General features: G+C 40.0%; 20 protein-coding genes. 10 read left to right on the forward strand and 10 right to left on the reverse strand.

Features of this window, described 5'->3' with window-relative positions:
* The first annotated feature begins 31 nt into the window (after nucleotides 1-31).
* The gene (locus tag VYJ22_RS01505) at nucleotides 32-1,033 is read left to right on the forward strand and encodes a FecR family protein (protein WP_329904617.1); all 1,002 of its coding nucleotides are present in this window, start codon (nucleotides 32-34) and stop codon (nucleotides 1,031-1,033) included.
* Between the two features lie 845 nt (nucleotides 1,034-1,878).
* Here the strand turns inward: VYJ22_RS01505 and VYJ22_RS01510 are convergent.
* Nucleotides 1,879-3,222 (reverse strand): BACON domain-containing protein, encoded by a 1,344-nt coding sequence (locus tag VYJ22_RS01510; protein WP_329904618.1) that lies wholly within the window; start codon nucleotides 3,220-3,222, stop codon nucleotides 1,879-1,881.
* 1,611 nt (nucleotides 3,223-4,833) lie between these two features.
* Between VYJ22_RS01510 and VYJ22_RS01515 the strand changes: the two genes are divergently transcribed.
* Nucleotides 4,834-6,345 (forward strand): transglutaminase domain-containing protein, encoded by a 1,512-nt coding sequence (locus VYJ22_RS01515; protein WP_329904619.1) that lies wholly within the window; start codon nucleotides 4,834-4,836, stop codon nucleotides 6,343-6,345.
* 72 nt (nucleotides 6,346-6,417) lie between these two features.
* Here VYJ22_RS01515 and purN read toward each other — a convergent pair whose 3' ends face one another.
* Nucleotides 6,418-6,993, reverse strand: coding sequence for a phosphoribosylglycinamide formyltransferase (gene purN / locus VYJ22_RS01520; protein WP_329904620.1), 576 nt, complete (start codon nucleotides 6,991-6,993; stop codon nucleotides 6,418-6,420).
* A gap of 156 nt (nucleotides 6,994-7,149) precedes the next feature.
* On the opposite strand from purN, the gene VYJ22_RS01525 reads away from it, so the two are divergent.
* The 5 genes from VYJ22_RS01525 (at nucleotide 7,150) to VYJ22_RS01545 (ending at nucleotide 11,342) form a co-directional block, all read left to right on the forward strand.
* On the forward strand, nucleotides 7,150-7,386 hold the full coding sequence (locus VYJ22_RS01525) for an acyl carrier protein (protein WP_329904621.1): 237 nt from the start codon (nucleotides 7,150-7,152) through the stop codon (nucleotides 7,384-7,386).
* 21 nt (nucleotides 7,387-7,407) lie between these two features.
* On the forward strand, nucleotides 7,408-8,664 hold the full coding sequence (gene fabF / locus VYJ22_RS01530; RefSeq protein WP_329904622.1) for a beta-ketoacyl-ACP synthase II: 1,257 nt from the start codon (nucleotides 7,408-7,410) through the stop codon (nucleotides 8,662-8,664).
* A 29-nt stretch (nucleotides 8,665-8,693) separates the two neighbouring features.
* The gene (gene rnc, locus VYJ22_RS01535) at nucleotides 8,694-9,458 is read left to right on the forward strand and encodes a ribonuclease III (protein ID WP_329904623.1); all 765 of its coding nucleotides are present in this window, start codon (nucleotides 8,694-8,696) and stop codon (nucleotides 9,456-9,458) included.
* Between the two features lie 128 nt (nucleotides 9,459-9,586).
* On the forward strand, nucleotides 9,587-10,561 hold the full coding sequence (locus tag VYJ22_RS01540; protein WP_329904624.1) for a PCMD domain-containing protein: 975 nt from the start codon (nucleotides 9,587-9,589) through the stop codon (nucleotides 10,559-10,561).
* Between the two features lie 10 nt (nucleotides 10,562-10,571).
* A complete protein-coding gene (locus VYJ22_RS01545; RefSeq protein ID WP_329904625.1) occupies nucleotides 10,572-11,342 on the forward strand; it encodes an outer membrane beta-barrel protein in 771 nt (256 codons plus the stop codon).
* Between the two features lie 134 nt (nucleotides 11,343-11,476).
* Here VYJ22_RS01545 and uraH read toward each other — a convergent pair whose 3' ends face one another.
* From uraH to VYJ22_RS01570, 5 genes are all read right to left on the reverse strand, one after another.
* Nucleotides 11,477-11,890 carry a hydroxyisourate hydrolase gene (gene uraH, locus VYJ22_RS01550; RefSeq protein WP_329904626.1) on the reverse strand — a complete coding sequence of 138 codons (414 nt, stop codon included), beginning with the start codon at nucleotides 11,888-11,890 and terminating at the stop codon, nucleotides 11,477-11,479.
* Nucleotides 11,891-12,027: 137 nt separating this feature from the next.
* On the reverse strand, nucleotides 12,028-13,350 hold the full coding sequence (locus tag VYJ22_RS01555) for a sensor histidine kinase (RefSeq protein ID WP_329904627.1): 1,323 nt from the start codon (nucleotides 13,348-13,350) through the stop codon (nucleotides 12,028-12,030).
* Nucleotides 13,351-13,369: 19 nt separating this feature from the next.
* A complete protein-coding gene (locus VYJ22_RS01560) occupies nucleotides 13,370-14,722 on the reverse strand; it encodes a sigma-54-dependent transcriptional regulator (RefSeq protein ID WP_329904628.1) in 1,353 nt (450 codons plus the stop codon).
* 1,166 nt (nucleotides 14,723-15,888) lie between these two features.
* Nucleotides 15,889-17,571 (reverse strand): S41 family peptidase, encoded by a 1,683-nt coding sequence (locus VYJ22_RS01565; protein WP_329904629.1) that lies wholly within the window; start codon nucleotides 17,569-17,571, stop codon nucleotides 15,889-15,891.
* A gap of 201 nt (nucleotides 17,572-17,772) precedes the next feature.
* On the reverse strand, nucleotides 17,773-18,180 hold the full coding sequence (locus VYJ22_RS01570) for a hypothetical protein (RefSeq protein ID WP_329904630.1): 408 nt from the start codon (nucleotides 18,178-18,180) through the stop codon (nucleotides 17,773-17,775).
* A gap of 102 nt (nucleotides 18,181-18,282) precedes the next feature.
* On the opposite strand from VYJ22_RS01570, the gene VYJ22_RS01575 reads away from it, so the two are divergent.
* Both VYJ22_RS01575 and VYJ22_RS01580 read left to right on the forward strand, forming a co-directional pair.
* On the forward strand, nucleotides 18,283-18,828 hold the full coding sequence (locus tag VYJ22_RS01575) for an RNA polymerase sigma factor (RefSeq protein ID WP_329904631.1): 546 nt from the start codon (nucleotides 18,283-18,285) through the stop codon (nucleotides 18,826-18,828).
* Complete coding sequence (locus VYJ22_RS01580) at nucleotides 18,828-19,187, forward strand: hypothetical protein (protein WP_329904633.1); 360 nt, start codon at nucleotides 18,828-18,830, stop codon at nucleotides 19,185-19,187. Before VYJ22_RS01575 ends, VYJ22_RS01580 begins: the two co-directional genes overlap by 1 nt.
* Nucleotides 19,188-19,760: 573 nt before the next feature.
* Here the strand turns inward: VYJ22_RS01580 and VYJ22_RS01585 are convergent.
* From VYJ22_RS01585 to pnp, 3 genes are all read right to left on the reverse strand, one after another.
* Nucleotides 19,761-20,024: a hypothetical protein gene (locus tag VYJ22_RS01585; RefSeq protein WP_329904635.1), complete on the reverse strand. Its 264-nt coding sequence runs from the start codon at nucleotides 20,022-20,024 to the stop codon at nucleotides 19,761-19,763.
* A gap of 40 nt (nucleotides 20,025-20,064) precedes the next feature.
* On the reverse strand, nucleotides 20,065-20,298 hold the full coding sequence (locus VYJ22_RS01590; RefSeq protein ID WP_329904637.1) for a hypothetical protein: 234 nt from the start codon (nucleotides 20,296-20,298) through the stop codon (nucleotides 20,065-20,067).
* Between the two features lie 378 nt (nucleotides 20,299-20,676).
* Nucleotides 20,677-22,908, reverse strand: a complete 2,232-nt coding sequence (gene pnp / locus VYJ22_RS01595; RefSeq protein WP_329904638.1) for a polyribonucleotide nucleotidyltransferase — start codon at nucleotides 22,906-22,908, stop codon at nucleotides 20,677-20,679.
* Between the two features lie 340 nt (nucleotides 22,909-23,248).
* On the opposite strand from pnp, the gene VYJ22_RS01600 reads away from it, so the two are divergent.
* Nucleotides 23,249-24,631: an alanine/glycine:cation symporter family protein gene (locus tag VYJ22_RS01600; RefSeq protein WP_329904640.1), complete on the forward strand. Its 1,383-nt coding sequence runs from the start codon at nucleotides 23,249-23,251 to the stop codon at nucleotides 24,629-24,631.
* Nucleotides 24,632-25,103 lie beyond the last annotated feature (472 nt).

Consider the following 25,103-nt stretch of genomic DNA (forward strand, 5'->3'; position numbering starts at 1 on the left):
CACGTGTCTAACTAACGTAAACAGAAACTAAATGAAACAAGATATAAACGAAGAAGACATCGACAAAGTACTCAGAAACGAAGCTGATCCCCAAAAAGCCTCAGACATTGCACACTGGATGACACACTCCATCGATGGTTATCGTAAGCTATCAGACCTGATAGACGATGACATACGCAATTTCGACCAAGAGGAAGAGTTTGCTTCTTGGGATACTCTCGACAATGAAACTTCCGATAAGGTATTCGCTCACATACAACAACGCATCCGCCGCCGAAGTATCATATTCACTACGCTACGCTACGCCGTTGTCCTGATCCCACTGATAGCTTTGGGCGTTGTAGGATACAGAGTCAACAAACAAGTAGATCTATTCGGTCATCCCGTTTACAACGAGACATATGTACCCAAGGGCGAGAAGGCGAGATTGATATTTCAGGACGGAAGTACTGCTTATCTCAACTCAGACTCCAAGATCAGCTATCCTGCTAAGTTCGGTATCAACAAGCGGGAAGTATTCCTCACCGGAGAAGCTTATTTTGAAGTGAGTGCCAATAAGCACCGCCCGTTTGTTGTGAATACGGGTAATACTGCCGTAAAAGTATATGGTACCAAGTTTAACGTGAATGCCTATAACGACAATACCGATGTAGAAGTAGTGCTGGATGAAGGCAAAGTATCGTTCCAAACCGCAGATAAGGAGTACAAAATAGTACCGGGACAGGAACTGATTTACAACAAAGCTCAAAAGTCGTGCACTTTGCACAATCTTGACAACAGTGCCAATCGCTCCAAATGGAAGGAAAACATACTTATATTGCATGACACCCCTTTGATCAAACTGATCCCCCTACTCGAACGCTGGTATAACGTCACATTCGTCATACAAGACACTGAAGCCATCAAGTACAGCTTCAATCTTTACTCACAAAACGAAAAACTGGAAGATCTGTTGGCTCAACTTGAAAAGATATCTCCTGTACAATTCCGTTTTATCAACCCCCAAAAGATCATCATCTACCTACGCCGATAAGGTGTAGTCAGGCTCATTTTTCATGAAATTTATATGCACAAATTAAGTAACCAATAAAGACACATATGATTAGCTAATACATTTTTATTAATACATAAAACATCTGGATAACAAAAAACATTGATCAGTAACCTACATAAGAATCACAATACCTATACACAAAAGAGAAATATAAGACGATAATAGTTTTGACATTTTGTCAAAAAACCATCATGGACATAGAAATTACGGAATGTAGGTAATAGACTACTAACGAGCATAATAACTAAATTAATAAAAGCTATTTAGAAGTCAAAAATTCTCACTTCTTAGTTAAGATATCAGGCTTATTTGTACAGAGTCTAAATAAGAAACAGCTATTTTATGGTTAAAATCCCCCGAATTTCAGGGCTAAATAAATCACTTCTTCGTATTATGAGGTAATAATGAATATCTGAATAATACCCACTCATTATACTTCGTATTTTTTATTGTAGGGGATAGTTTCATCGAGTTATCCACAGCATGTGCAATTCTATTATGATAAGTCTGTGGACTCTTCATAATAGGTCTGTTGTCCCTATACGATAAGATTATCAACCATATGGAGACTGTTGCAAAAGTCAACAGTCTTGTGGATTTTGGAGGCAAAGCCGACAAAAGACTCTTTGACCGGGCAGAGAGGGTAAAGTGCAAGGCGCTAAGAGTGAGTGCACAGGGAGTTTACTTCAGGTAAATGACCAAGTGCGAATCTCGCAAGCAACGAAGCAATTGGCCTGCTATGCAACGGTCTCATATGAGGCCCTTGAAAAAGGGCTGAGATCTTTAATAGAATCTCAGCCCTAAATATTGCGACTTAAATTGATTTATTCAGTCCCTGACTTACCACAATCGTAGTTGTCAAAAGTACCACCATCTCTTTGAGGACAAAGTGCTTTGCGTACTAATTTGAGTAGTCTCTCTGGTACCTTACCGCTAAGTCTGTTGTTTTGCACGTACAGATATCCCAAGGAAGGGGCATTGCCAAGTTCTTCAGGAATACTTCCGGTGAGATTATTATTGGACAAGAACAGATTGACGAGTTTTGTAAGCTTACCTAATTCCGGAGGAATATTACCTCTGAGATTCTCATTATTAGTAATGCTCATATAAGTAATATATTCAAAAAGTCCCAATTCCGAAGGTAAAGTACCCGATAGGTTATTATCTTTCATTGTAATACTTACCACACCATAGCCCGGTGTAGTACCAATGCCATACCATTCGCCAATAGGCTTATCTGACAACCAGTTATCGCTGCGCTTCCATGAGCTGCCATTGGTAGCACGATAAAAAGCCTTGAGTAGCTGACGCTGTTCCTGTTCTATCGTATTTGCATCCTGATTTGCAATAAGTTCCACCTTTTTATCTTTAGTTTCTAAAATCAGTCGCAAATTCCGTGACTTCTCATCCGTATTATAATCCGCTGTGACCTCTATAGTGCCATCATCCATAATCTTGGCCTCAATACCTCCCACACCTTCCAATTTATAAGTTCTCATCAACTTCTTATTAACCTTAAGAATGGCTTTTTGCACTCCCCCTTTATAACCAAAGGTAAGTTGTGATGGGGTGATAGACAATACCGTTTCATAGTCCTGCTCTACAGGAATACTAAAAGATTCGCCATCGGCAATAAGCTCAATCTTACCTTTTCTGGCTTCATCACCATTATTTTTAGATGCTATTATTTTCAGTCTATTTTCGACTTGTGATACTTTGATCCAGTCAGGGTTATCAATAATTTTCCATGTCTTGGCATTAGTATTCACGGTAACATCTTTTACACCACCTTCAAATGCGAATTCGACCAAGGCGGGATCAGTATTCACATCTATTTTAGCTGCTTGCTTGATGTTTATCTTTACAGAAAGATCGGGTGTCATAATTAAAATATCCGTTTTTCTATCTGAATTACCATCATGACGAGATGCCTTTACTTTCAAGGTACGATCTCCTATCTTGGACACTTCTACCCAGTTATCTGTCACATCCCATTTCCAGCTATGACTATCTGTAAGTATATCCACAGTAGACTCTCCGCCTGAAGCTTGAAAAAATAATTCCTGAGGACTTACATTCAGCGTTGGATTTACTTCATTCTTACATGAAGAGAAAAATAAACTCAAAAGACACAAATTTGACAAGAAAATATAACCTAATCTGCTCATATCTGTATTAGAATTATAATTGATTGAATTCTATTTTATTTATTGGATTGATAATTAGAATTTGATGCTACAGCACCAAATAAACCTGTAAAAGAAACACCAGCCATAAAAGAAGCTTATTCACGAATAGAGTCAGAATTCATATTATATTTTGACTCAAATCCCATATTTGCATAAGCTTTACCTCCTAAATTATAATTAGTTAATAAAAACTGTCCATAAAGCTTAATAACATCGCTTGCTGTAGAATTATGAATATGATTCATGAAATTATAAGTAAGATATTTATCAGCAGTAAATAGATTATCAGGACTTAAATTAAGAGAAACTCTTTTATTTTTAAGTAATAATTCTGCTTGAGCAAAGGATGTTCCATAATCACTGATAAATATTTATAGAATAATCTAAAGAATTTAGAGGATTAGAATCAATAGAAATATAACTATCTTCAGATTTAATAATACTAGGCATATCCATAATAGGAATAGTTATATTATCTTGAGCTTCAATATTTGGAGCCTTTTTATCTGCATTTTTTATAATATCATATCCACATCCTAATTTTCCAAATGTAGAATAATTAAGATTGGAAAGAATGGTAGTCTCTGAATTATATTATTGAAAGAGTTTTTCCTTTAACTTATTAGTAGAATTTCCTCTACTTTCAGAATTACGGACAGTCGATTGATGAAGATTTGCTTGATTAACTCTTTCAGAAAGTAAAGGCGCTACATCACTATTACACGAATAAATGCAATCAAAATAGTATACAACAGAATAATTAATTTAAAAAAGACTGTAATTTTTTTTCATGACTTTTATTAACTTGGTTAGTTTTACAAATATATAAATATACTTTATCAAAAAAAATACGAATACATAAATAAAGTATTATTTTTTGATAAATATAATACCGAGGCTTAACTAGATAGTCATCCCTTAAAGTGGCTTTTTAAAGGATGGCTATAATAAGCAAAATAGCTTCTATTAAAACTTAATATGATCTCTATAAACCAGAATCCGGGACTTGTACACAGCTGTGGATAACGAGGGAATAAGTGTGGATAATAAAATCACAAAAAAGACTAAAATATCATGCAAAATGTATTTTGTAGAAAAAGTAATGCCCACATAAAAATATACCCGAAACAATCAAAAATAAATGAGGTAAACTTATCAATTAGTTTTCAATGTAGTTATTGACTTATCATATCTCGAAAACGGAGAAAAGGTGATGCAAAGAAGTATATTTTCCACATTGCAGAGTCAACGGCCAAGAAACAGAGTATCTAACATTGTTCATAAATACTCAATAACCTATGGATAACTATCGCAAAGGCCATGGATAACTATTATAAGTATGGAACAACAAAAAAGATATCAACGCTATCAACATACCTAATAATATTACTTCTTTTATTTAAGTTTTAAATGATAAATAAGGAATATAGATAAATAGAGTTGATAACCCCGGGAGATCAAATGGGTAGAGGATATCAAGAGGATATTACCGAGATCTGAATTTCTTTGTATAAAAGAGTAAAACCTTGTTTCCTATATAATAAATTTGAGTTTCCTTTGTGATTATAAACTTGTATTAATTTGATTATAGTGAAGAAATACCTATTTATTTTGGGACTACTTTCTGTAGTAAGTTGTCAGAAAGAGGAATTGAAGAGTAGTGAGGAGCCATCTGTCAATAAAAATAATGAGACTACCAATACAGAGGTAAACAAAGAGGAGAGTAAAGTACCGGATACCACACCCGGTATAGTTTTGACACGTAAAGACTCTATTTTCCGAAAACTTGTCAATGGCTGCCTCAGGAGAGAACCAGAATGCGATGTTAGTAATTTCAATATAGTCAGAACTAAGCCTGATGGAGCGGATGGTGAGTATAAGAGCCTCTACGATGAGTTTGTGAGTACTTACCCATTTTTGTTTCATGTATTGTCTGACGGGAGTGTTTCTATCTTTTACAAATTAGACAAGCCGTCGGAAGTCAGATCATATAAGTTTGATTATATGATCCACCCCAATGATATAGGTGAGTGGGCACCACGTGTCATCGAAGGAATGCGAGAGTACTATGAATCATTGCAGGAAGGGATGTCCGAAGAAGAGATAGCGTATACCTTGTATGAACAGATTACCAAAAAAGTTATTTACAAAGAGACAGATCACCCCTTCGATGCGTTGGGAGGATTGGTTTTGGGACAAGCTGTATGTCAAGGATATGCTATGGCTTACCGCATGCTGATGAAGTGTATAGGAATGGATGTAGAGTGTGCCAAAGGCCTCCATTATGGCGTAAAGCATATGTGGAATCGCATTAAGATAGATAACGAGTGGTACAACTGTGATGTTACTTGGGATGATAATAAGTCTAAGAATAAAATAAACTCTGATTGTCTTGGAGATTTCTTCTTAACTTCTGACAATACCTTTTATGAGAAGTTACATCACCCCCGTATTAGTACGGATGATGTTGTTGCCCCAGCCGTGAGTAAGAAATTTGAATCTGAAAACTATTTCTTCCGCAATGCTGCTAAGCAATCAGAAGCAGTTTATAGAGATGGTTATTGGTATTATCTTTCATGGAAAGATAAGGATGTATGTGTGTATAAGAGTAAATTTGATGGTACAGACAAGAGTGTATTGAGGAGGCTTACCAGATCATCGTCAGATGGTATTTTATGGAAACGAGCAGCGTTTGGTGCTGAGCGTATTTACTTTATTGATAAAGTAAATAGTAAAGATTATATCTGCTCTATAAAATATGACGGATCGGATTTCAAAAAGACAAGATCAGTAACCTATTACGATCTGCTTGAAGATCTGGTGAAGCTAAAAGAAGACAATGACAAACCGCAAAGAGGTCGTGTTGGTACTATAGCTCTACGCTGTGAAGTAGCCATAGCTAAGATGAAAGATGCTTATTATCATAGTAAAGAAGATCTATTTGTGCCGGAGAATGCTACTCGTGTGAGACTATTGGAGATTATAAAAAGAGCAGAAAGTCACCTGAAGAATAATCCCCGTGATCAGAGCATGTCTGAAAAAATCTACAACGAACTACATGCCACACTTGCGGCGAGTAATATGCCTTTGACCGGAAAATAAGAGAGTACAGATATTACTTGGAGACCAGATATTAATGACCACGGACAGATAGTTTCGTGGTCATTTTACTTTTTATCTATTTCTCAATTCGTCCAAATATTGCTCTATGGTTACTGGAAAATATCTGTACTCCAGGCTATGTATTCTTTGTGATAAAGAGTGAGCATCATCAGAGGGCAACACCGGACAAGTAGCCTGACACAGTGTGCGACCATGATCGTACATCTCATCCACAAGATGTATGGTGATACCTGATAGTTTTTCTCCCGCATTTATCACAGCTTCGTGCACGTGATCGCCATACATACCTTTTCCACCGTATGAAGGGAGCAGTGCCGGGTGTATATTGATAATTCTTTTTGGGAAGGCATCGAGGTAAGGTGGAGTAATGAGACACAGATAACCAGCCAGCACAATCACATCCACTTCCTTCTCCGAAAGAAGCTTCAGGGGCTTGATGCCCTGTTTCATCTCTTCGTTGCTAAAATAATGACAGGGAATATTGAGTTTTTTAGATCTTTCTATGACACCTGCATGCTCTTTGTTTGTGAGGATCAAAACGATTTCTATAGGTGTGTTTTGGAAATATTTTACAATATTTTCAGCGTTCGTGCCACTTCCTGATGCAAAAATTGCAATTTTATTCATTAATTTCATTACATTTGTTGCACAAAGGGTAGTTCTTTGTGCATAATTAATTCAGTTTTAACCTTTTTCTTAAGGTTAATTGGATAAAAGTTTGTTACTTTGTGTACAAATATAGTAAGTAATTAACAGGTATAAACAATTTAAGATTAAAAGATTATGTCAGACATCGAATCAAAAGTAAGAGACATTATTGTAGAAAAATTGAACCTTGAGCCATCTGAAGTAACTCCGGAAGCAAGCTTTTCGAATGATTTGGGAGCAGACTCTCTGGACACAGTAGAATTGATCATGGATTTCGAAAAGGAATTCGACATGACTATTCCTGATGAAGACGCTCAACAAATCAAAACTGTAGGTGACGCTATCGCTTACATTGAGAAGAACCAAAAATAATTATTCAAAGAAATTATATTTATGGAACTCAAAAGAGTTGTTGTAACAGGCATAGGTGCTATCACACCTCTCGGAAATACTGCTCCAGAAACTTGGGAAGCAGTAAAAGCCGGAAAGAGTGGTGCCGGCCCTATCACACTCTTTGATGCCTCCAAGTTTAAGACCCAATTTGCGTGCGAAGTAAAGGGTTTCGATCCTTTGCAGTATTTCGACAGAAAAGAAGTGCGCAAGTACGACCGCTTTACGCAGTTTGCCATGGTGGCAGCTGATGAGTGTATCGAAAATTCTAAATTGGATCTTGAACAAGTGGATAAAAACAGGGTAGGCGTTGTGATCGCTGCCGGTATAGGTGGTCTCAAAACTTTCGAAGAGGAAGTGATGGGCTATAATACAGAGCGAGGTCCGCGTTTCAATCCTTTCTTTATTCCCAAAATGATATCCGATATAGCTGCGGGTCATGTCTCCATGAAATATGGTTTCCATGGCCCAAACTATTCTACAGCTTCGGCTTGTGCTTCATCTACCAATGCTTTGATAGACGCTTGCTATCTTATCCGATTGGGTAAGGCAGATGTCATTATATCCGGAGGAGCAGAAGCTGCTATTTGTGCTGCAGGTGTAGGAGGTTTCAATACGATGAATGCTCTTTCTACAAGGAACGATAGCCCCCAGACAGCTTCACGTCCATTTAGCGCCAGTCGTGACGGGTTTGTGATGGGTGAGGGCTCGTGTTGCTTGGTTATCGAAGAGCTGGAGCACGCCAAAAAGCGTGGTGCTACCATATTGGCGGAACTTGTGGGTACCGGTCTTTCTGCTGATGCATATCACCTCACAGCCACTCATCCCGAAGGTTTGGGTGCCAAACTGGTGATGAATAATGCTTTGGAAGATGCAGGTATGACTACAAAGGACATCGATTATATCAATGTACACGGAACATCTACTCCCGTAGGTGATATCTCTGAAGTAAAGGCTATCAAAGAGGTATTTGGTGAAGATGCTTACAAGCTCAATATTAGCTCTACAAAGTCTATGACAGGTCACTTGCTTGGTGCTGCCGGTGCTTTGGAAGCTATGATTGCTCTGAAAGCAGTGCAAGAGGATATCGTTCCTCCTACAATCAACCATGATCCTGAAGATAAAGATCCTGAAATCGATTATAACTTGAATTTCACATTCAACGAAGCCCAAAAACGTACTGTGCGCACTGCGCTTTCCAATACATTTGGTTTTGGTGGTCATAACGCTACTGTGATTTTCAAGAAATATGAAGATTGATTTTATTCACATGCGTTTAAGAATACGCCATGCTGAAAAAACTATTTGCAAAAATAAGGCTCTTTGGATTGAGGTCCAAGGAGCCTTTAATTCAACTTTCCGAGATATTAGGCTTCGAACCTGAAAACAAGGGCTTTTACGACCTTGCTTTCAGACATAGTTCGTGTAGCCTTACTGACGAAAACGGTAGTAAGATAAACAACGAGAGGCTGGAGTTTCTCGGCGATTCGGTATTGGCTACCTCTGTCAGCTATTATCTCTATGACAAATATCCTGAGTGGGACGAGGGGCGCTTGAGTCAGAGACGCGGTGCTCTTGTAAAGCGCACGGTAAACAATGCTGTGGCGCGCGAACTCCATTTGGATAAAATGCTTGTCGTAAGGCAAGATGTCACACGTATGAGCCCTGATATCTACGGCAATACGCTGGAAGCTCTCATCGGAGCTATATTTTTGGATAAGGGATATGATGTGGCGCAGTCTTTTGTTTTCAAGAAAGTGTTACCGGCTTTCAAAGAAATGGAAACCTCTCTCACGGAGCAAACGACCAACTACAAGTCCGTATTGCTCGAATGGGTACAAAAACATCATCTCAATGTAGAGTTTAGGATGCTTCAGGAACCCAAAAGAACCGGAGGTGTATTTATGTGTGCCGTATTGGTCGATGATCAGAAGATCGGTACAGGCAAAGGGCAGACCAAAAAGGAAGCCCACCAGAAAGCATCGCAACATGCCCTCGAAATACTATGCAAAGTGAGCCCGGAGGTAAAGCATGATCTTGAAACGAAGTCTTGATTTCGTCAGATTTCGCCTCTATTGTATTTGTAAAAGATAGCATTTAATAAACTATTTTTGTTTATTTGCTTAATCTATCGTTCATGAGTACTTTTGTATCCGAAAAGTATATTTAAAAACAATAAACTATGAGTAAGTTATTAAACCGTATAGGCATTATTGCGGTATTCGGAGTGATTTTCATGTCTTTTACTAGTTGTAATGAAGAAGACCCGATAAAGCAGAAGCGCAATAAAATCAATTCTAAGCTTCAGGAAGAGTCCAAAAAAGTTTTTGATATCAATATGTTCTCTTTCGATCAGTGGTCTACAGTTAAATCTAAAGACAGCTGGACGGGTGAGATGAAAAATAATCCGTATGAGCTTCCTGTAGAAAAAGAAGATAAAGATGATACAGAAGACGGACGTTTCTGGAAAACTGCCAGCAACAGGGGATATCTCTTGGCAGGTACATTCAGCGGAGGCAAACTTCCCGTGGAGAAACCTTCTGATTTTCCGGTACAGAAGCTTGTAGAAGCAAACAAAGGTACAGGTTTATTACTACAGACCAATGCGGGCTTTTTACTTTCCATTGGTTCGTTGAAGATGGGTTCTGAGATAGTACCCGGTTCATTATACAATGGATTGCTGGATGCCACTAAGATGTCTTCAAAGCCATTGGAATCCACTCTTTTCGGTACAGAGTTCCAAAAGAAGCCTTATAAAATAAAGGGGTTCTATAAGTACAAAGCAGGTGATAAATACATTGATGGCAGTAAAGGTGCAGACGCGATTATTCCCGGAAAGGATCAAGGTATTATTTCAGGAGTATTCTATGAAGTTACCAACGACAAAACTTACCTCAATGGCAATACCCTCTATGAAGACAAAAGGATCATCTCTATGGTGAGATTATTTGCCGATGATACCTCGGGGGATAAATGGAAAAAGTTTGATATTGAATTCAACACTGTGAATCAAGCTGCGTTTGATGCAATAGATTTTACTAAAAAGAAGTATCGCTTGGCCATCGTGATATCGTCAAGTGCCAACGGTGACAAATTCCAAGGTGCAGTGGGTAGTCAATTCAAAGTAGATCAACTCGAAGTATTAACTCAAAAATAAGCATTCTATAATGAATAATATATATATCAAATACGTTCTGGCATTTACTTTCTTGTTTGCATCCGCACAGCTTTCTTTCTCTCAAAACGATAGTAGCCCCAAGAGTTTTGCCAAGTCATGGGACTTTGGTATCACTGTAGGTCTCAACGTGGGAGCTACCACTCCCATACCCAAGCCCAAGAGTGTAGAACATGTCTATACATGGCATCCGCACATGAACTATGCTGTCAAAGGATGGGGTACTTATAGGTTCAATGACGCACCTTATCTCGGACTTACCACAGGAATAGAGCTCGAGCGAAAAGGCATGGATGCTACCACCCGCGTCAAGGATATTGATATCAAGATGGCGAAGTACGGTTTTCCCGGCGAGAAGTTCTCAGGAGACAACTACACCGAGGTCAATAACTCTTATATCACCGTGCCGTTTCTCTTCTCCATCATCACAGCCAATGACAGGTTACGTTTGCATTTAGGTTTCTATGCTTCGTACACTATGCAAAATACTTTCAAGGTTACTCTGGATGGTGACGGCCTTATCGATGGCAAACCTATGCAGGAAGGCGGATTGGTCGATTTTGATTTCAGTGATCAAATCGCTTCATATGATTTCGGCTATCGCTTTGGTATAGACTATTACTTTACCTCACGCATCGCAGTCACCGGGCAGGCCAATATAGGTATGTCTTCGGCGATCAAGAACAAATTCGACGTTATGCCGTTTGATTTGCACAATGCTTACGGTTTCTTAGGTATATCCTACAGATTGTTCAAGTATTGATAAGCATCATTATAATGACCCATAAAAAGCCCGATTGTCATTGCGACAATCGGGCTTTTATTTGTGTATCAAATAACTGTTACATCTGACTTAGCGGCACTCATTTCACCGGATCATATATGCTTTGTACCGCATCAGCTACCTCTGTAAGTAGAGTGGCCGTAGGGCGATAGAGTGATGGGTACATGATAATGTTTGTCATCTTGAATCCTGAATACGACTTCAATGTAAGGGTAGAAGCTTTCGGTTTGCTCCTGCTTGAAGTATTCGTCCACCATGAATCTCAATCGGTAGTTGCCGTTGTTATTCCCGGAAGTCACGGGTAAGAAGTCTTTGATACGTCCGTTCTCATCCGTAGTCTTCTCATCTATAATTTTCCATTCCAAAGTCGTTACATCCTGCTTTTCCAGTTGCACCGTTACTCCGGAGGCCGGTACGCCTTGGGTGATATCCAATATGTGTGATGAAAGCTGATATTTTCCTCCTTGCTGAGCCCATGCTGTAAGAGATGCGAGGCTCAATACAAGATACAATGCTAATTTCTTCATTGAGTCAAAAGTTTATATGGTTATAAAATAATAGCCTCTCGGCTTTTTACAAATATACACCAAACAGCACCAATAACAACCTATCGCTCCATAAACACAATCAATGGGTACATCTATTGCAGCCTCTCACACGTATCCTAAAAATCTATACTGAATACCGTGAAATCTCCGTTTCTTCGATGTGAGAGATTCCCGTTATGACGTCGCATGATATATCGGCTCAGGCTGAGACCGATGCCACTGCCTTTCTCTTTGGTTGTGAAAAAAGGGATAAAGATGTTTGGCAATACTTCCTCCGGTATAGCCATGCCGTTATTGGCTACTTCTATATACTTATTTCCGTCCGTATGTATGCCGGCTGATATTCTTATCACCGCTATCATTTCAGGGGCGTAAACAGCCTCTGTGGCGTTTTTGACCAGATTGACCAGTACTTGGAGCAAAAGATTCTTATCGGCACACACCGTGAAGTCCTCCGGTACATCTACCATGATATTTTCGATATGATATTCTGCCATGGTGCGGCGTTGTAGCGAGAGCACATCTTTGAGTAGCATCATGAGCTCAAACTCTGTTTTCTCCGGCAGTGGTACCGATGAGAATTTCCTGTAGTCTTCCACAAACGAGAGTAACCCACGGCTTGTGGTGTGTATGGTATCCAGTCCCATAGCTATGGTATCCACGTCGGGCTTTTCATCTTGGTCTTCCAGCGACTGCATCAGCGTTTCACTGATGGAACTGATGGGTGCTATAGAGTTCATGATCTCATGCGTCATCACACGTATCAGCCTTATCCATGATTCAGTCTCACGGGCTTCAAGCTCTGAGCTTATATTACTCAGTGTAAATATTCGGTATCGTTTGCCTTGTATGTCGGTAGGTGTGACACGTATACTCACATGTCCCGATTCTCTCTCATTGTCTATCTGCACATTCAGGTTATCTTTTTCGGTAAGGCTGTTGAGTTGGTCAGGTAGGGTAGTGGCTATGGATTTCAGTTGAGAGGTATGCGTGAGTATGGGTAGGCTCAGCAGCCTGTGTGCTGCTTGGTTGGCAAGGCTGATGTAGCCGCTTTCATTCATGATGATGATCCCTGTAGACACCGTTTCTATGGCTATGGAGAGGAAGCGTTCGTTGTTCATCACCTCTTGGCGGGCATTGGAGAGGATTTCTTTGATACGGTTTAGGGTTTTGTTGATGTTTTTGGAAAAGTGATCACCTTTCACTTCGGAAAAGCGCAGGCTGTAGTCGGCATTTTCTATGGCATTGAGCAGGAGTATGATCGATTCGCTACTTCTCTTGATCGACTTATAGATCCGTCGGCACAAAGCGAGCGTTACTATCAACGTCGCCATACCGGCAAGATACTCCCGGGTAGCCATGAACACACCCGTGGCTACAGCCGTGATCAATATTGCCAATATTACCAGCAGGTCTTTGGGTGATTCTGACTTCTTCATCGCACGGTAGATTTCGGTATTACAAATTGTATTTTTTTATTTTGCTGTATAGGGTGGGGCGAGTGATACCCAGTTCCGCCGATACTTTCGAAAGGTTACCCTCGTTTCTTTCTATAGAAGCCTTGATCATCCTGCATTCCATCTCTTCCAGAGAGCACTCCGGCACGGAGTCTTCTTTGGTGTAGTAGGCGGGATCTGTCTGTAGCATCAAATCTTCCGCCACGATCTCATTGCCGGTACAGAGTATTACGGCTTTTTCTATCGTATGTTGCAACTCCCTCACATTGCCGGGCCAGTGGTAGCTTGTGAGTTCTTCTTTGGCAGCTGAGGAGAGTTTCAGATCTTCCCGCTCGTATTTAGTCGCATACTTGTCCAAGAAGAATTGTGCCATGGGCACAATATCCTCCACACGCTTGCGCAGAGGCGGTACCTCCAGTGCTATTGTATTGATGCGATATAGGAGATCTTCACGGAATGCTCCATGCGTTGTCAGTTCGTACAGGTTATTGTTCGTAGCCGTGATGAGGCGTATATCTATGGCGATAGTTGTATTGCTCCCTACCCGCAGCACCTGTCTGCTTTGTAGCGCTACCAGTAGCTTAGCTTGCAGGGTAAGGGGCAAGTTGCCTATTTCGTCCAAAAAAAGTGTACCGCCGTGAGCTTCTTCAAACTTTCCTTTCCTGTCGCTTTTGGCATCGGTGAACGCTCCTTTGACATGCCCGAAGAGTTCGCTCTCAAAGAGGGTTTCGGTGATGGCTCCCATGTCCACGGTGACGAGTTGAGAGTCTTTGCGTCGGCTTTGCTCATGTATATAGCGTGCCACTACTTCCTTGCCCGTGCCGTTTTCTCCCGTAATGAGTATGTTGGCATCGGACACTGCTACACGCATTGCCATATTGAAGAGTTTCTTCATCGCCGGGCTTTCGCCCATGAATATTTCGGCGGGGGCATTATTCTTTGGGGCAACCTTATTTTTCTTTCTGTCCTCCCACGCCATCTCTATAGCCGACTTCAGGGTGTTTAGCAGGCGAGTATTGTCCCACGGTTTCACCACAAAGTCCGTAGCTCCTCTCTTGAGAGCTTCTACAGCCAGCTCTATATCGGCATACGCAGTAAAGAGCACCACAGGCAGTTGTGGATAATGTGATTTTATTTCGCTCAGCCAATACAAACCTTCGTTCCCATCGTTGATACCTTGACGGAAGTTCATATCCAGGAGTACAATATCGGGTTTGATCTCTCTGATAGATGATAGCAAGGATACCGGAGAAGAGAGTAGCTCTATCTGTTCAAAGCGGTTGTTGAGCAATAACTTCACGGCTGTTCTCACCGATTGATTGTCGTCCACTACTATAATTTTGCCTTGTCTCATGGAGTGATAATGTGTATTTCTTTCCCAATTATATCTCAAAGATAATCAAAGCATTCTTGATATAAGTTAGTTGCATCATCTATATATTGTTATATCCTATACATGTCGTTGAGAATCGACCTTGATCTGTAGGTTTTTTTATCAAAATGTTCTATTAATTGATTTATAACCGGCAAAATGATATTTTGATAGTTGTTTATGGGTGAAATATGGGTTTTGTAACGTGATAAGGCTGTGGCTACTAAATTATTTTCGGATTCATTTTTTGTGTAAAATATTTTTTTGAGTGTGTTGATAGCGGGTATTTTTATACGAATAATGATTGAAATGATGTTATTAATTTCAGTTTACAAAGGTGATAAAATGCAAGAAACATTATAGTTGAGACATGATCGTGTCTTAACTGTAATGTTTCTGTGTTTTAACTAAAGTATCAAAACATTTTAACTAAAACACGGAGACGTTTTAACTAAAATATTGCCGTGTTTTAACTGTAATATGATGGGAGATTTTGTGAATGCCGAATGAAAAATCGGTAGAGGAGCACTGTTTTTACAGTGTGTTATAGATATGAGATGGATACAGGCGAAAGTAAGAAATAGCACCATTCCGAATATGGATCTTAATCCTTGGCATGATGCGTGTATGTGCATCCTGCATGTAGATAGCGTCTTATAATCTGCATAGATGGTTTCAAGTTATTTCTGTTTGGTTTACAGTAATAAGAGCTTTCGTTATAGTGTGAATAAAGCCCGGCATTGAGTGCTCTGTGAGTGAAGTATATGAGGAGGGATTTTGTATTATTCATCGGATGTGTGTTCAGTTTAATGCAGTTATAACGGATGTGTATCATTCCTGCAAATATACAACACGGCACCCCCCTTTGTCAAGTCCTCTCCATGTATTTTCTGTTTTGACATTCTGTTTGTGTTTTACCCCGTTTGGTTACCTTTTTGATATTTGTTGGCTTTAGGGTTGTAATTTTTCATTCTTTGTAATTTACATTATGATGAATCTGCTTCAATTATTTGATTATTAATTGTTTTAGTGCCTCATTATAAAAAAGGAAATACGCTTTTAGTGCCCCTATTGTTTTTTAGAGACTGTTGACTTTTGCAACAGTCTCTTATTATTTATATCGTAATCTCACAAAGTGATGTACATAGCTATTTCTTTGATTTAATTAGTTTAAGCGCTACTTCCAAGGCTTTTGCTTGATCTACTTCATGATCAGGTAATGTTCCATGTATGTTTTTCTCGTTTGCTCCATACAGCCAAAATCGCTTAAAAGAAATCGTGCAATGCAAGTTTGACACTGGTAAATGGTAAGAAAGCAAGTCTCCAAAACTTACATTCATTCCTCCTGATTCCTCCCCTATCACAGTACCCATACCAAAATGCTTGAAAGCCCAAGCAAAAGAACTGGCGGAAGAAAAGGTCTGATGACTTATCAGTAGATAAATATGACCTTCATAATGACCGTCCTTGTTAGTAAGAGGTTGGATAAGTTTATTACTTGTTTCGGAATTATAGAAATACCACCCGGGAGTGGTTGAATTACTCCCTATCAAATGCCCGGTGGTGGGTGTAATACGAACCAAAGACTTACCCATTTGTCTAAACGGTTTAGGTGATATATAACGAAGAAAAATATCCCCTACGACAGAATTACCTCCATCATTATAGCGCAAATCAATGATGAGATTTTTGATACCCTTTTCATGCAGAGTTGCAAACATAGAGTCTGCAAACACTTTCATTTTTCCCGGGTTATCAAAGCTTCTAAAGTCCATGATGGCGGCATTTTTATTTTCCATCAATCTGAAAGAATAATCTTGTTCAGTATATGCTTCCGCCTTTCTGGGTATGCAGGCTTTGAGTTCAGCAATCTTGACTGACGGCAAGGTTATTTCAGCTTTCTTTTTACTGTTTTTCAATCGGTAAACAATATCGTATTTTTCGGAGGCGTATAGCATTTCAAACAAAGCCGAAAAATCAGCATTGATACACTCTATTTTAAAGAAATCACGCTCTCCACTGGCATAGTCCATCATGGATTGTATCATCTCTCTACTGCTCTTGCCATTGATCGAGAGAATTTCTGTGTCGATAGGGATCAAGTTGTCGACGCATCTTTCTACCTGCAATGTATAGTCCGGTTTAACTCTGACATATAATGGTAAACGAGGTGTAGTAGGGGTAAAATAATCATTGTGAGGAAAGCGGAGCATGGTATGTCCATCGCCAAGCTTTGTAACCAAGGGTGCTACAAGTTTGAATAGCTGCACTGTTGTAATAGAATCAGGAATTTGCTCTTTCATCATGGCTAATGACTGAAAGAAATCACTCTGCGTGCATATGGAAAACATATTGGGATGAACTTCACTGAGGGTATAAATCAATGCATCTATATCAAACAATGCCTGCTTTTTGGAAATCAATCCGTTGGCTGAGCGTTTTAATATATCCTGTGAAGGTTCTTCCAAAGGGTTTTCAGATACCCACTGTATTTGTGTCATGGCAGAATCTCCTTTATTCGTAACCACAACAAAATCATAATGCTCTCCCTTGGCTATGTCAAATGTAATGGAGTCTATTGTACTTCTGAACATAACTTTTTTTCCGGAAGTCTTTAATATATCGGGACGGATGGTGGGGTTAATAACCCAAACATTCTTTTGTTCTTTCCCATCAACAATCACTCGAAGTGTCTTTTCATTTGTTCTGAGTACCGGTAATTGTTTGGTATCTTTTGTTTTGTCTGTTACAGGTTGTGCATAGAGAGGGTTCAATGTACTTGCAAGGTAAAATGTCAGAGCAAGTCTGAATAGTAATCCAAAGCCTTTCATGTTATTTTAAATTTATAATTCTGTTTTTACCTGTATTTTTTAGAATATTTATTTGTGATCACAAATTAAATCTCATCAATGGAAATAGTATGATCTAAAATTGCTCTAACTTTCGTAACAGTTTATGTGACAAAATCATATTGATTTTGTAAGTGTCTATTTATAAATCCTGTACGATACAATTATTACCTGTAAGTACTGCTACTTCTCCTTATTTTTGATAAGCAGACAGCTTATCAGGAGCGAAAGACCTCCAAAAAGTATCATAGAAGCCAATACAATGATATCAGAGTCAAGGTATCTATCTCCTACATATTCCACCCAATAAGAACGTATGGAGATAACCAGCCAAAAGCCTACCACAGCACCTAAGCCAACCCCCATAAGCAAAGCAGAGATGCGGATCCACCTGTTGTTGGAACTTGTAGCACTAAAATCCGAAGTTTTGTAACTTTTCCACAAGTTCTCCGCGGATATTTGTAAGTTGGGATTGTCCTTACTCAGATCCAACATACGCATGCGTTCGTTACGACGAACATACAATTCAAAAATCTTATAGATAAAGTAGAAAATGATTCCTACTATTACCGAAGCAAACAAACTACCCATATTTTTTATACTTTTAATTAATAATCTGCCATTTAGACGCAACTCTAAGAATAAGGTTACAACGATGTAACCAATTTTATTCCATAGCGTCTAAATAACAAAATGGAAAAGTTAGCAGACAATACCATCGTATATCAGGTACTGGAGGGCAATACAGAGGCCTTCCGGTTTATTGTAGAGCGTTACAGCGGCATTCTCTACAATATGATTGTCCGTATGGTTGACTGCTCCGAGGATGCCGAGGATCTCTTACAGGAGGTATTCATCAAAGTATACAACAAGCTATCGTCGTTTCACGGTGACAGCTCTTTCGGCACATGGATATACCGGGTAGCCTATAATGAAACGGTAACCCGCCTACGCAAAAACAAACGTGTACTCATGGCACTGCCGCTCAACGAGACTATTCTGGAAAGCGATGACCTTGCAGATGAAGATGACTCCGAGATGCAATACCGACTTGAGGACTTGAAGCGGGCGCTGGATAAGCTACCTCCACTGGATCGCAACATGCTCATGATGTTTTATCAGGAAGACAAGGACGTCAAGGAGATCGCTCATATCTCTAACCTATCCGAATCAAATGTCAAGGTTCGGTTGTTTAGATTAAGAAAGAAATTGAAAGAACTAATGACAGCAAGCATATAATGAAAGAGCAAGATATAAAACAGATGTTCAAGCAACTGCCCCGCGAGCAAGTATCGATGAAGACGAACTTCGATATCATGCGTGCCGTGCAAGCAGATGTAAACAAACGCAAGCAGAAGGAAGAGCGCAGACTGCCTTGGCTGCTTATCACATCATTGATACTGGGTATAGCGGGAGTATGTATCACCTTTATTTTTTATCCTGCAATGATTGATTTCAAAACAATATTCACATCATTGAAGAAACCCGAATTTTCAGGCAATATCATGTTGATATCACCTTTACTCGTACTTCTGGGTTATCTCTTGCTGGATACGTTCATCATGAGTAAGAGGTTTGCCAAAAAACAAAAAGAATAAAAAGGTAAATAGAGCTTTATGAGCATGTAGAAAGGATGTCAGTCTACCGCCACGTAAGACTATAAATCATCGTAGCACTCAGGTGTATCTGTAGGTATCTTATTGGTAATAAGATTATATTAGCCACTTAGATGTTTTTTCTTGTAGTATTGTTATAGTCCTTCTTTTGCTCAATAACTTATAGTTTCTTCAATAGGTTGATATCCAATTATAGAGGTAAAGAAATAGGGGAAGTATACGGCAGCAGCCGTTACTTCCCCTATCGGTTTTATGATGCGATAATCAGCTACTGATTAGTCTCTGTGCTGATCATTGTTGTAGTCACGGCGTTCGCGGCGCTCAGGACGTTCACGGCGCTCGCCTCTGTCTAATTAAAGAAAACTGATTTGAAATAGAAAAAAAGACAAATCAAACCGATAACAAAAAAACCATAACCTCTCCTACGCATCCATTGTCTTTCTCTTTTATATTTCAAGTTTCTACCATTAAATTCAATTTTATGGAATATTTTATAATAAAAAATACTAAATAGGATTAAAGCAACACCACCGATAAGTTTATCCATACTATTAATCAATCATACGGTCCATAAATGTTACAGCCATTATAGCAGTTCCAACATAGCCCTGCTTTTATAGTAGCTGATTTTAAAATTTGTAATGCCATTCTCTTAGCTGCAACTGTTGATAAAGCTTTTATCGATAAAATTTCGGCAACTTCTAAACCTACTACAGCTCTACCTAAACAATCTAATACATTAGCTCGAAGTTTAGTAACGTTATTATTATGATGATAATTGAAAATATACATTGCTCCCAAAAACCATATGAGCATCATTGCCTTCAAAAATCTGATTAAGATCTTTCTCAGTTAAACCTTAATTAATTAAATAGATTTTAGAATTTTCCATAAGATCTGATAATGCCTCTTTATAAATAATCTCAATATCCTCATTAGCTTCAGATTGAATATTTACTGATTTGGTTTTTGACTCTTTATTTAATGCATTTTCAATTTTCGGTATTGCATTTAACAAACTCTTTTTATAAAAATCATATTTTTTCAAAGAAAAACTATTAGTTATTTGAGTTCTTTCAACATCTTGTTGCACTTTGGTTGATAATTCATTCTTGGAACATGATGTCAAAAATAACACTACTACACATGTGAACAATAGATTTTTTTCATAATTTAAATTTAGATTTATTAAGATTCGAATGCAAAGGTAATGTGTTTTTTGATTTTCACAATAGAGAATTATAATACGATTGTTTTTTATCAAATTCATTATAATAATGAAATTTAATAAATATATTCTACCTGCATGTATTTAAATACAATTATATTAATTAAATATTTTCATATATATTAAAGAGTTATATGTTGAACAAGTTAAAAATACCATCTACTACAATACCAATAGGGGAAGTATACGGCAGCAGCCGTTACTTCCCCTATCGGTTTTTATGATGCGATAATCAGCTACTGATTAGTCTCTGTGCTGATCATTATTGTAGTCACGGCGTTCGCGGCGCTCAGGACGTTCACGGCGCTCACCTCTGTCTCCTCTATCGGGACGTGGGCGACGCTCAGGCTCTACGTATCCTTCCGGTTTGGGAAGAAGGGCTTTGCGAGAGAGCTTGAACTTACCAGTTTTGGGGTCTACATCCACAAGCTTCACATCTATTTCCTGACCTTCGGTAAGGCCGGTGTCTTCGATCTTCTCAAAGCGCTTCCAGTCTACTTCAGAGATGTGGAGCAAACCGTCTTTGCCGGGAAGGAACTCTACAAAGCAACCGTAAGGCATCACGGACGAAATCTTACCGCGGTATGTTTCGCCTACTTCGGGCATCACTACGATACCTTTGATCATACCCATAGCTGTGTCTATAGCTTCCTTGTTGGTACCACTGATCTCGATAACGCCAAAGCCGTCTACCTCTTCGATATTGACTGTAGCGCCACTCTTCTCTTGTATACCTTGGATAATCTTTCCTCCCGGGCCTATAACAGCTCCGATGAATTCCTTACCGATACGGAGCGTTTCGATACGAGGAGCGTGGTCTTTGAAGTCGGGGCGAGGTGCCGGCATAGCATCGGTGATCTTTCCCAGGATGTGCATACGACCGTCACGAGCTTGTGCGAGGGCATTCTCGAGTATTTCATAGCTGAGGCCATCTACCTTGATATCCATCTGTGTGGCGGTGATACCGTCTTTGGTACCTGTAACCTTGAAGTCCATATCGCCTAAGTGATCCTCATCGCCTAGGATGTCTGAGAGGATGGCGTAGTTCTTACCTTGGTTCTCTGAGATAAGTCCCATGGCGATACCCGATACGGGCTTCTTCATCTGTACACCTGCATCCATGAGCGCCAGTGTACCTGCGCACACAGTGGCCATAGAGGAAGATCCGTTGGACTCTAAGATATCTGACATCACACGCAGTACGTATGGGTAGTTGGCAGGTATCATTCTTTTGAGGGCACGGTGGGCAAGATTGCCATGACCGATCTCACGACGACCCACACCGCGTTGCGGGCGAGCTTCGCCGGTAGAGAATGGAGGGAAGTTATAGTGAAGAAGGAAACGCTCTTTGCCATAATTGAGCACGTCGTCTACCAGTTTTTCATCGCTCTTGGTTCCCAGTGTCACGGTGGTGATAGACTGCGTTTCGCCACGAGTAAAGATGGCTGAGCCGTGAGGTCCGGGCAGGCAGTCTGTTTCGATCCAGATAGGGCGGATCTCGGTAGTCTTACGTCCGTCGAGACGCTTACCTTCGTCAAGGATGGCACGTCGCATAGCTTCTTTTTCCACATCGTGGTAGTAGCGTGCTATGAGTGCTTCTTTCTCGGCAAGTTCTTCTTCGGTGTATTGTGTTTTATATTCCTCTACAATGGCTTCGAAAGCTTCGGCACGTGCGTGCTTGTCTGTTCCTGAAGTAGCCACTGCATAGGCTTTGGCGTAGCACTTGTCGTGTACATCTTTGCGCAGGTCTTCATCGTTTTCTTCGTGGCAGTATGTACGCTTTGTAAGCTTACCTACAGCTTCTGAGAGTTCGAGCTGAGCTTGGCACTGTACTTTGATAGCTTCGTGAGCTACCTTGATGGCTTCGAGCATTTCGCTCTCTTGTACTTCTTCCATCTCGCCCTCTACCATCATGATATTGTCCATGGTAGCGCCTACCATCATGTCGATGTCGGCTTGAGCAAGCTGCTCGAAGGTAGGGTTGATGATAAACTCACCACCCACACGGGCTACACGCACCTCACTGATAGGTCCGTTGAAAGGAATATCGGAAACGGCAAGAGCAGCTGATGCTGCGAGTCCTGCCAAGGCATCCGGCATGTCTATGCCATCAGAAGAGAATAATATAACGTTTACAAAAACTTCGGCATGATAGTCGTCCGGAAAGAGAGGACGTAAGGCTCTGTCGACTAAACGGCAAGTGAGGATTTCATAATCCGACGCTTTACCTTCGCGACGAGTGAAGCCTCCGGGGAAACGGCCTATCGCCGAAAATTTTTCTTTGTATTCAACTTGGAGGGGCATAAAATCGACACCGGGATTGGCGTCTTTGGCTGCACATACAGTGGCCAATAATACTGTTTTGCCCATTGTAATGGTAACGGCTCCATCGGCTTGTTTTGCCAATTTGCCTGTTTCGATGGTGATCGTTCTACCATCTGCCAGTGTGATCGTCTTACTTACTGGATTCAGCATAAAATCTTTATTCTTTTTTCTTAACACTCTATTGTTCGGCTACAAAGGTACTTAATTCCTTGATATAATAGCTCTGATGGGTTTGTTTTTATTGTGTGATTTTACACGATAAACACGCAATAAGCGCACTTTGGTGACTAAAATATAGTTTATGAGATTATTTACTAAATGTATCGTGTATGCTGTAAATATGAACCGATGTGATAAGAAGTAGGGTTTTTTCGTGAAAATAATACTCAATTGTGGATGTATCATTGTCAAAATGCTTATTTTTTTCCGGAAAATTTCTACCTTGGCAATCCAAGACCTGATTTTTATTTTTACTCAAAATCTATATCACATGAATCAAAATGATCTTTTGAGCTTAGTAAGCTCGGTCAATCAGAATTTTATTGGCCCTGTACTATCCGTGCTACTTCTTGGAACGGGCCTTTATTTCACAGTTCGGTTGGGTTTCATCCAGCGGTATTTCAATGACGCCATCAGGATTTTATTCCGGCGTAGCGGTAAAAACGGCAAAGCCTCCAAGGAAGAAGGTATGAGCCCTTTTCAGGCGCTTTCTACTGCTATAGCCTCACAGGTAGGAACCGGTAACATTGTGGGAGTGTCCACAGCACTCATAGCCGGTGGGCCGGGAGCTTTGTTCTGGCTATGGATGAGTGCCATAGTGGGGATGTCTACCAACTTTGCCGAAGCTGTGCTGGGGCAACTTTACAAAACACAAAAGGAGGGACACATCGTGGGAGGCCCTGCCTACTATATCCGTCATGGCATGAACTCCAAGATACTGGCCGGCATATTTTCAGTGTTTTTCATCCTTGCGTTGGGGATGACGGGTATCATGGTGCAGGCCAATTCTATTGTGGATGCTGTGTCCAACATAATTCCCCCGGCGGTGGACAAGCTTTACATCGGCATCGGGCTTACGGTGATTGTGGGATTGGTGCTTGCAGGAGGCATTACGCGTATTGCTTCCTTTGCGGAAAAAGTAGTGCCTCTGATGGCCTCCATCTTTATTTTTGGAAGTATTATATTCATCTGTACCCGTATATCGGTATTGCCGGGAATCTTGGCGGATATCTTTCATTACGCTTTTTCGCCTAAAGCATCGGTGGGCGGAGCTATGGGTATAACGGTGATGACTACTATACGCTACGGAGTGAGCCGAGGGCTTTTTAGTAATGAGGCCGGACTGGGCTCTACCCCTCATGCTCATGCTATAGCGAAGGTGAAGAACCCTTATGATCAGGGGCTCATAGCTCTTATCGGTATAGGGGTAGACTTGCTGGTATGTACGCTTACTGCTTTGGTGATCCTGATGTCGGGTGTATTGGAAACAAATCCTGAAGCTCAGGGAGTGAGGGTGCCGCAGTTGGCTTTTGACTCTACGTTTGGCAATGCGGGTAATATATTCATCGCCGTTGCTTTGTTTTTCTTTGCTCTCAGCACCATTGTGGGGTGGTATTTTTTTGCAGCTCAAAATGTACGTTATCTTTTTGGCGAGAAAGGGGTGTGGCCTTACAGGATACTCATTATGATGCTCATCTTATTGGCTTCCATGGTGCATGTAAATCTTATATGGGAGTTGGCGGATACTTTTAATTTCTTCTTGGTAATCCCCAACGTTATTGCATTGATATATTTGTCACCTCAGGTGATGAAGCAATGCCGTATGCTCAAGGAAGAGATCAAGGCTTCCAAGAATGAAGGTAAAAAAGAATAACCAGTCAATTCGAACCTATCTCCGAGAGAGATTTCTGATACACTCTCCCAACTTCTTTCTCAAATACCGCTCAATGACGATGTGAAAAAGCTCTATCATTTACTTAAACTTTAATTAAAAACTTTAAAAAAGTAAAAAAGCGTAGTTCACGCTGCGCTTTTTTACTCCTTTTTGTAAGAGTAATGTTTATGTGTATTTGTGTTAAGGTCTGTTCTCGACCTCCATGATTGAGAGAAACAAGTGAAGACCTTTGATCTAAAGATTTTCCATTGCTTATACCTATTTATATCGCTGGGAACAACTCTCATGTCGGCGCATCTTGGCCAGAGCATGGTCGTAACATTTTGTGTAATGCGTCGTATTCGGTTTATAACAATTATTTATTTATAAGATATTCTTCAAAGTGTATTTTTTCATATATTGCTAAAATACCTCATTTTGGGGATTTTTTATTTTACTCACACATTTATCA

The sequence above is a fragment of the Porphyromonas pogonae genome (assembly GCF_036320655.1).
Classification (GTDB): Bacteria; Bacteroidota; Bacteroidia; order Bacteroidales; family Porphyromonadaceae; genus Porphyromonas; species Porphyromonas pogonae.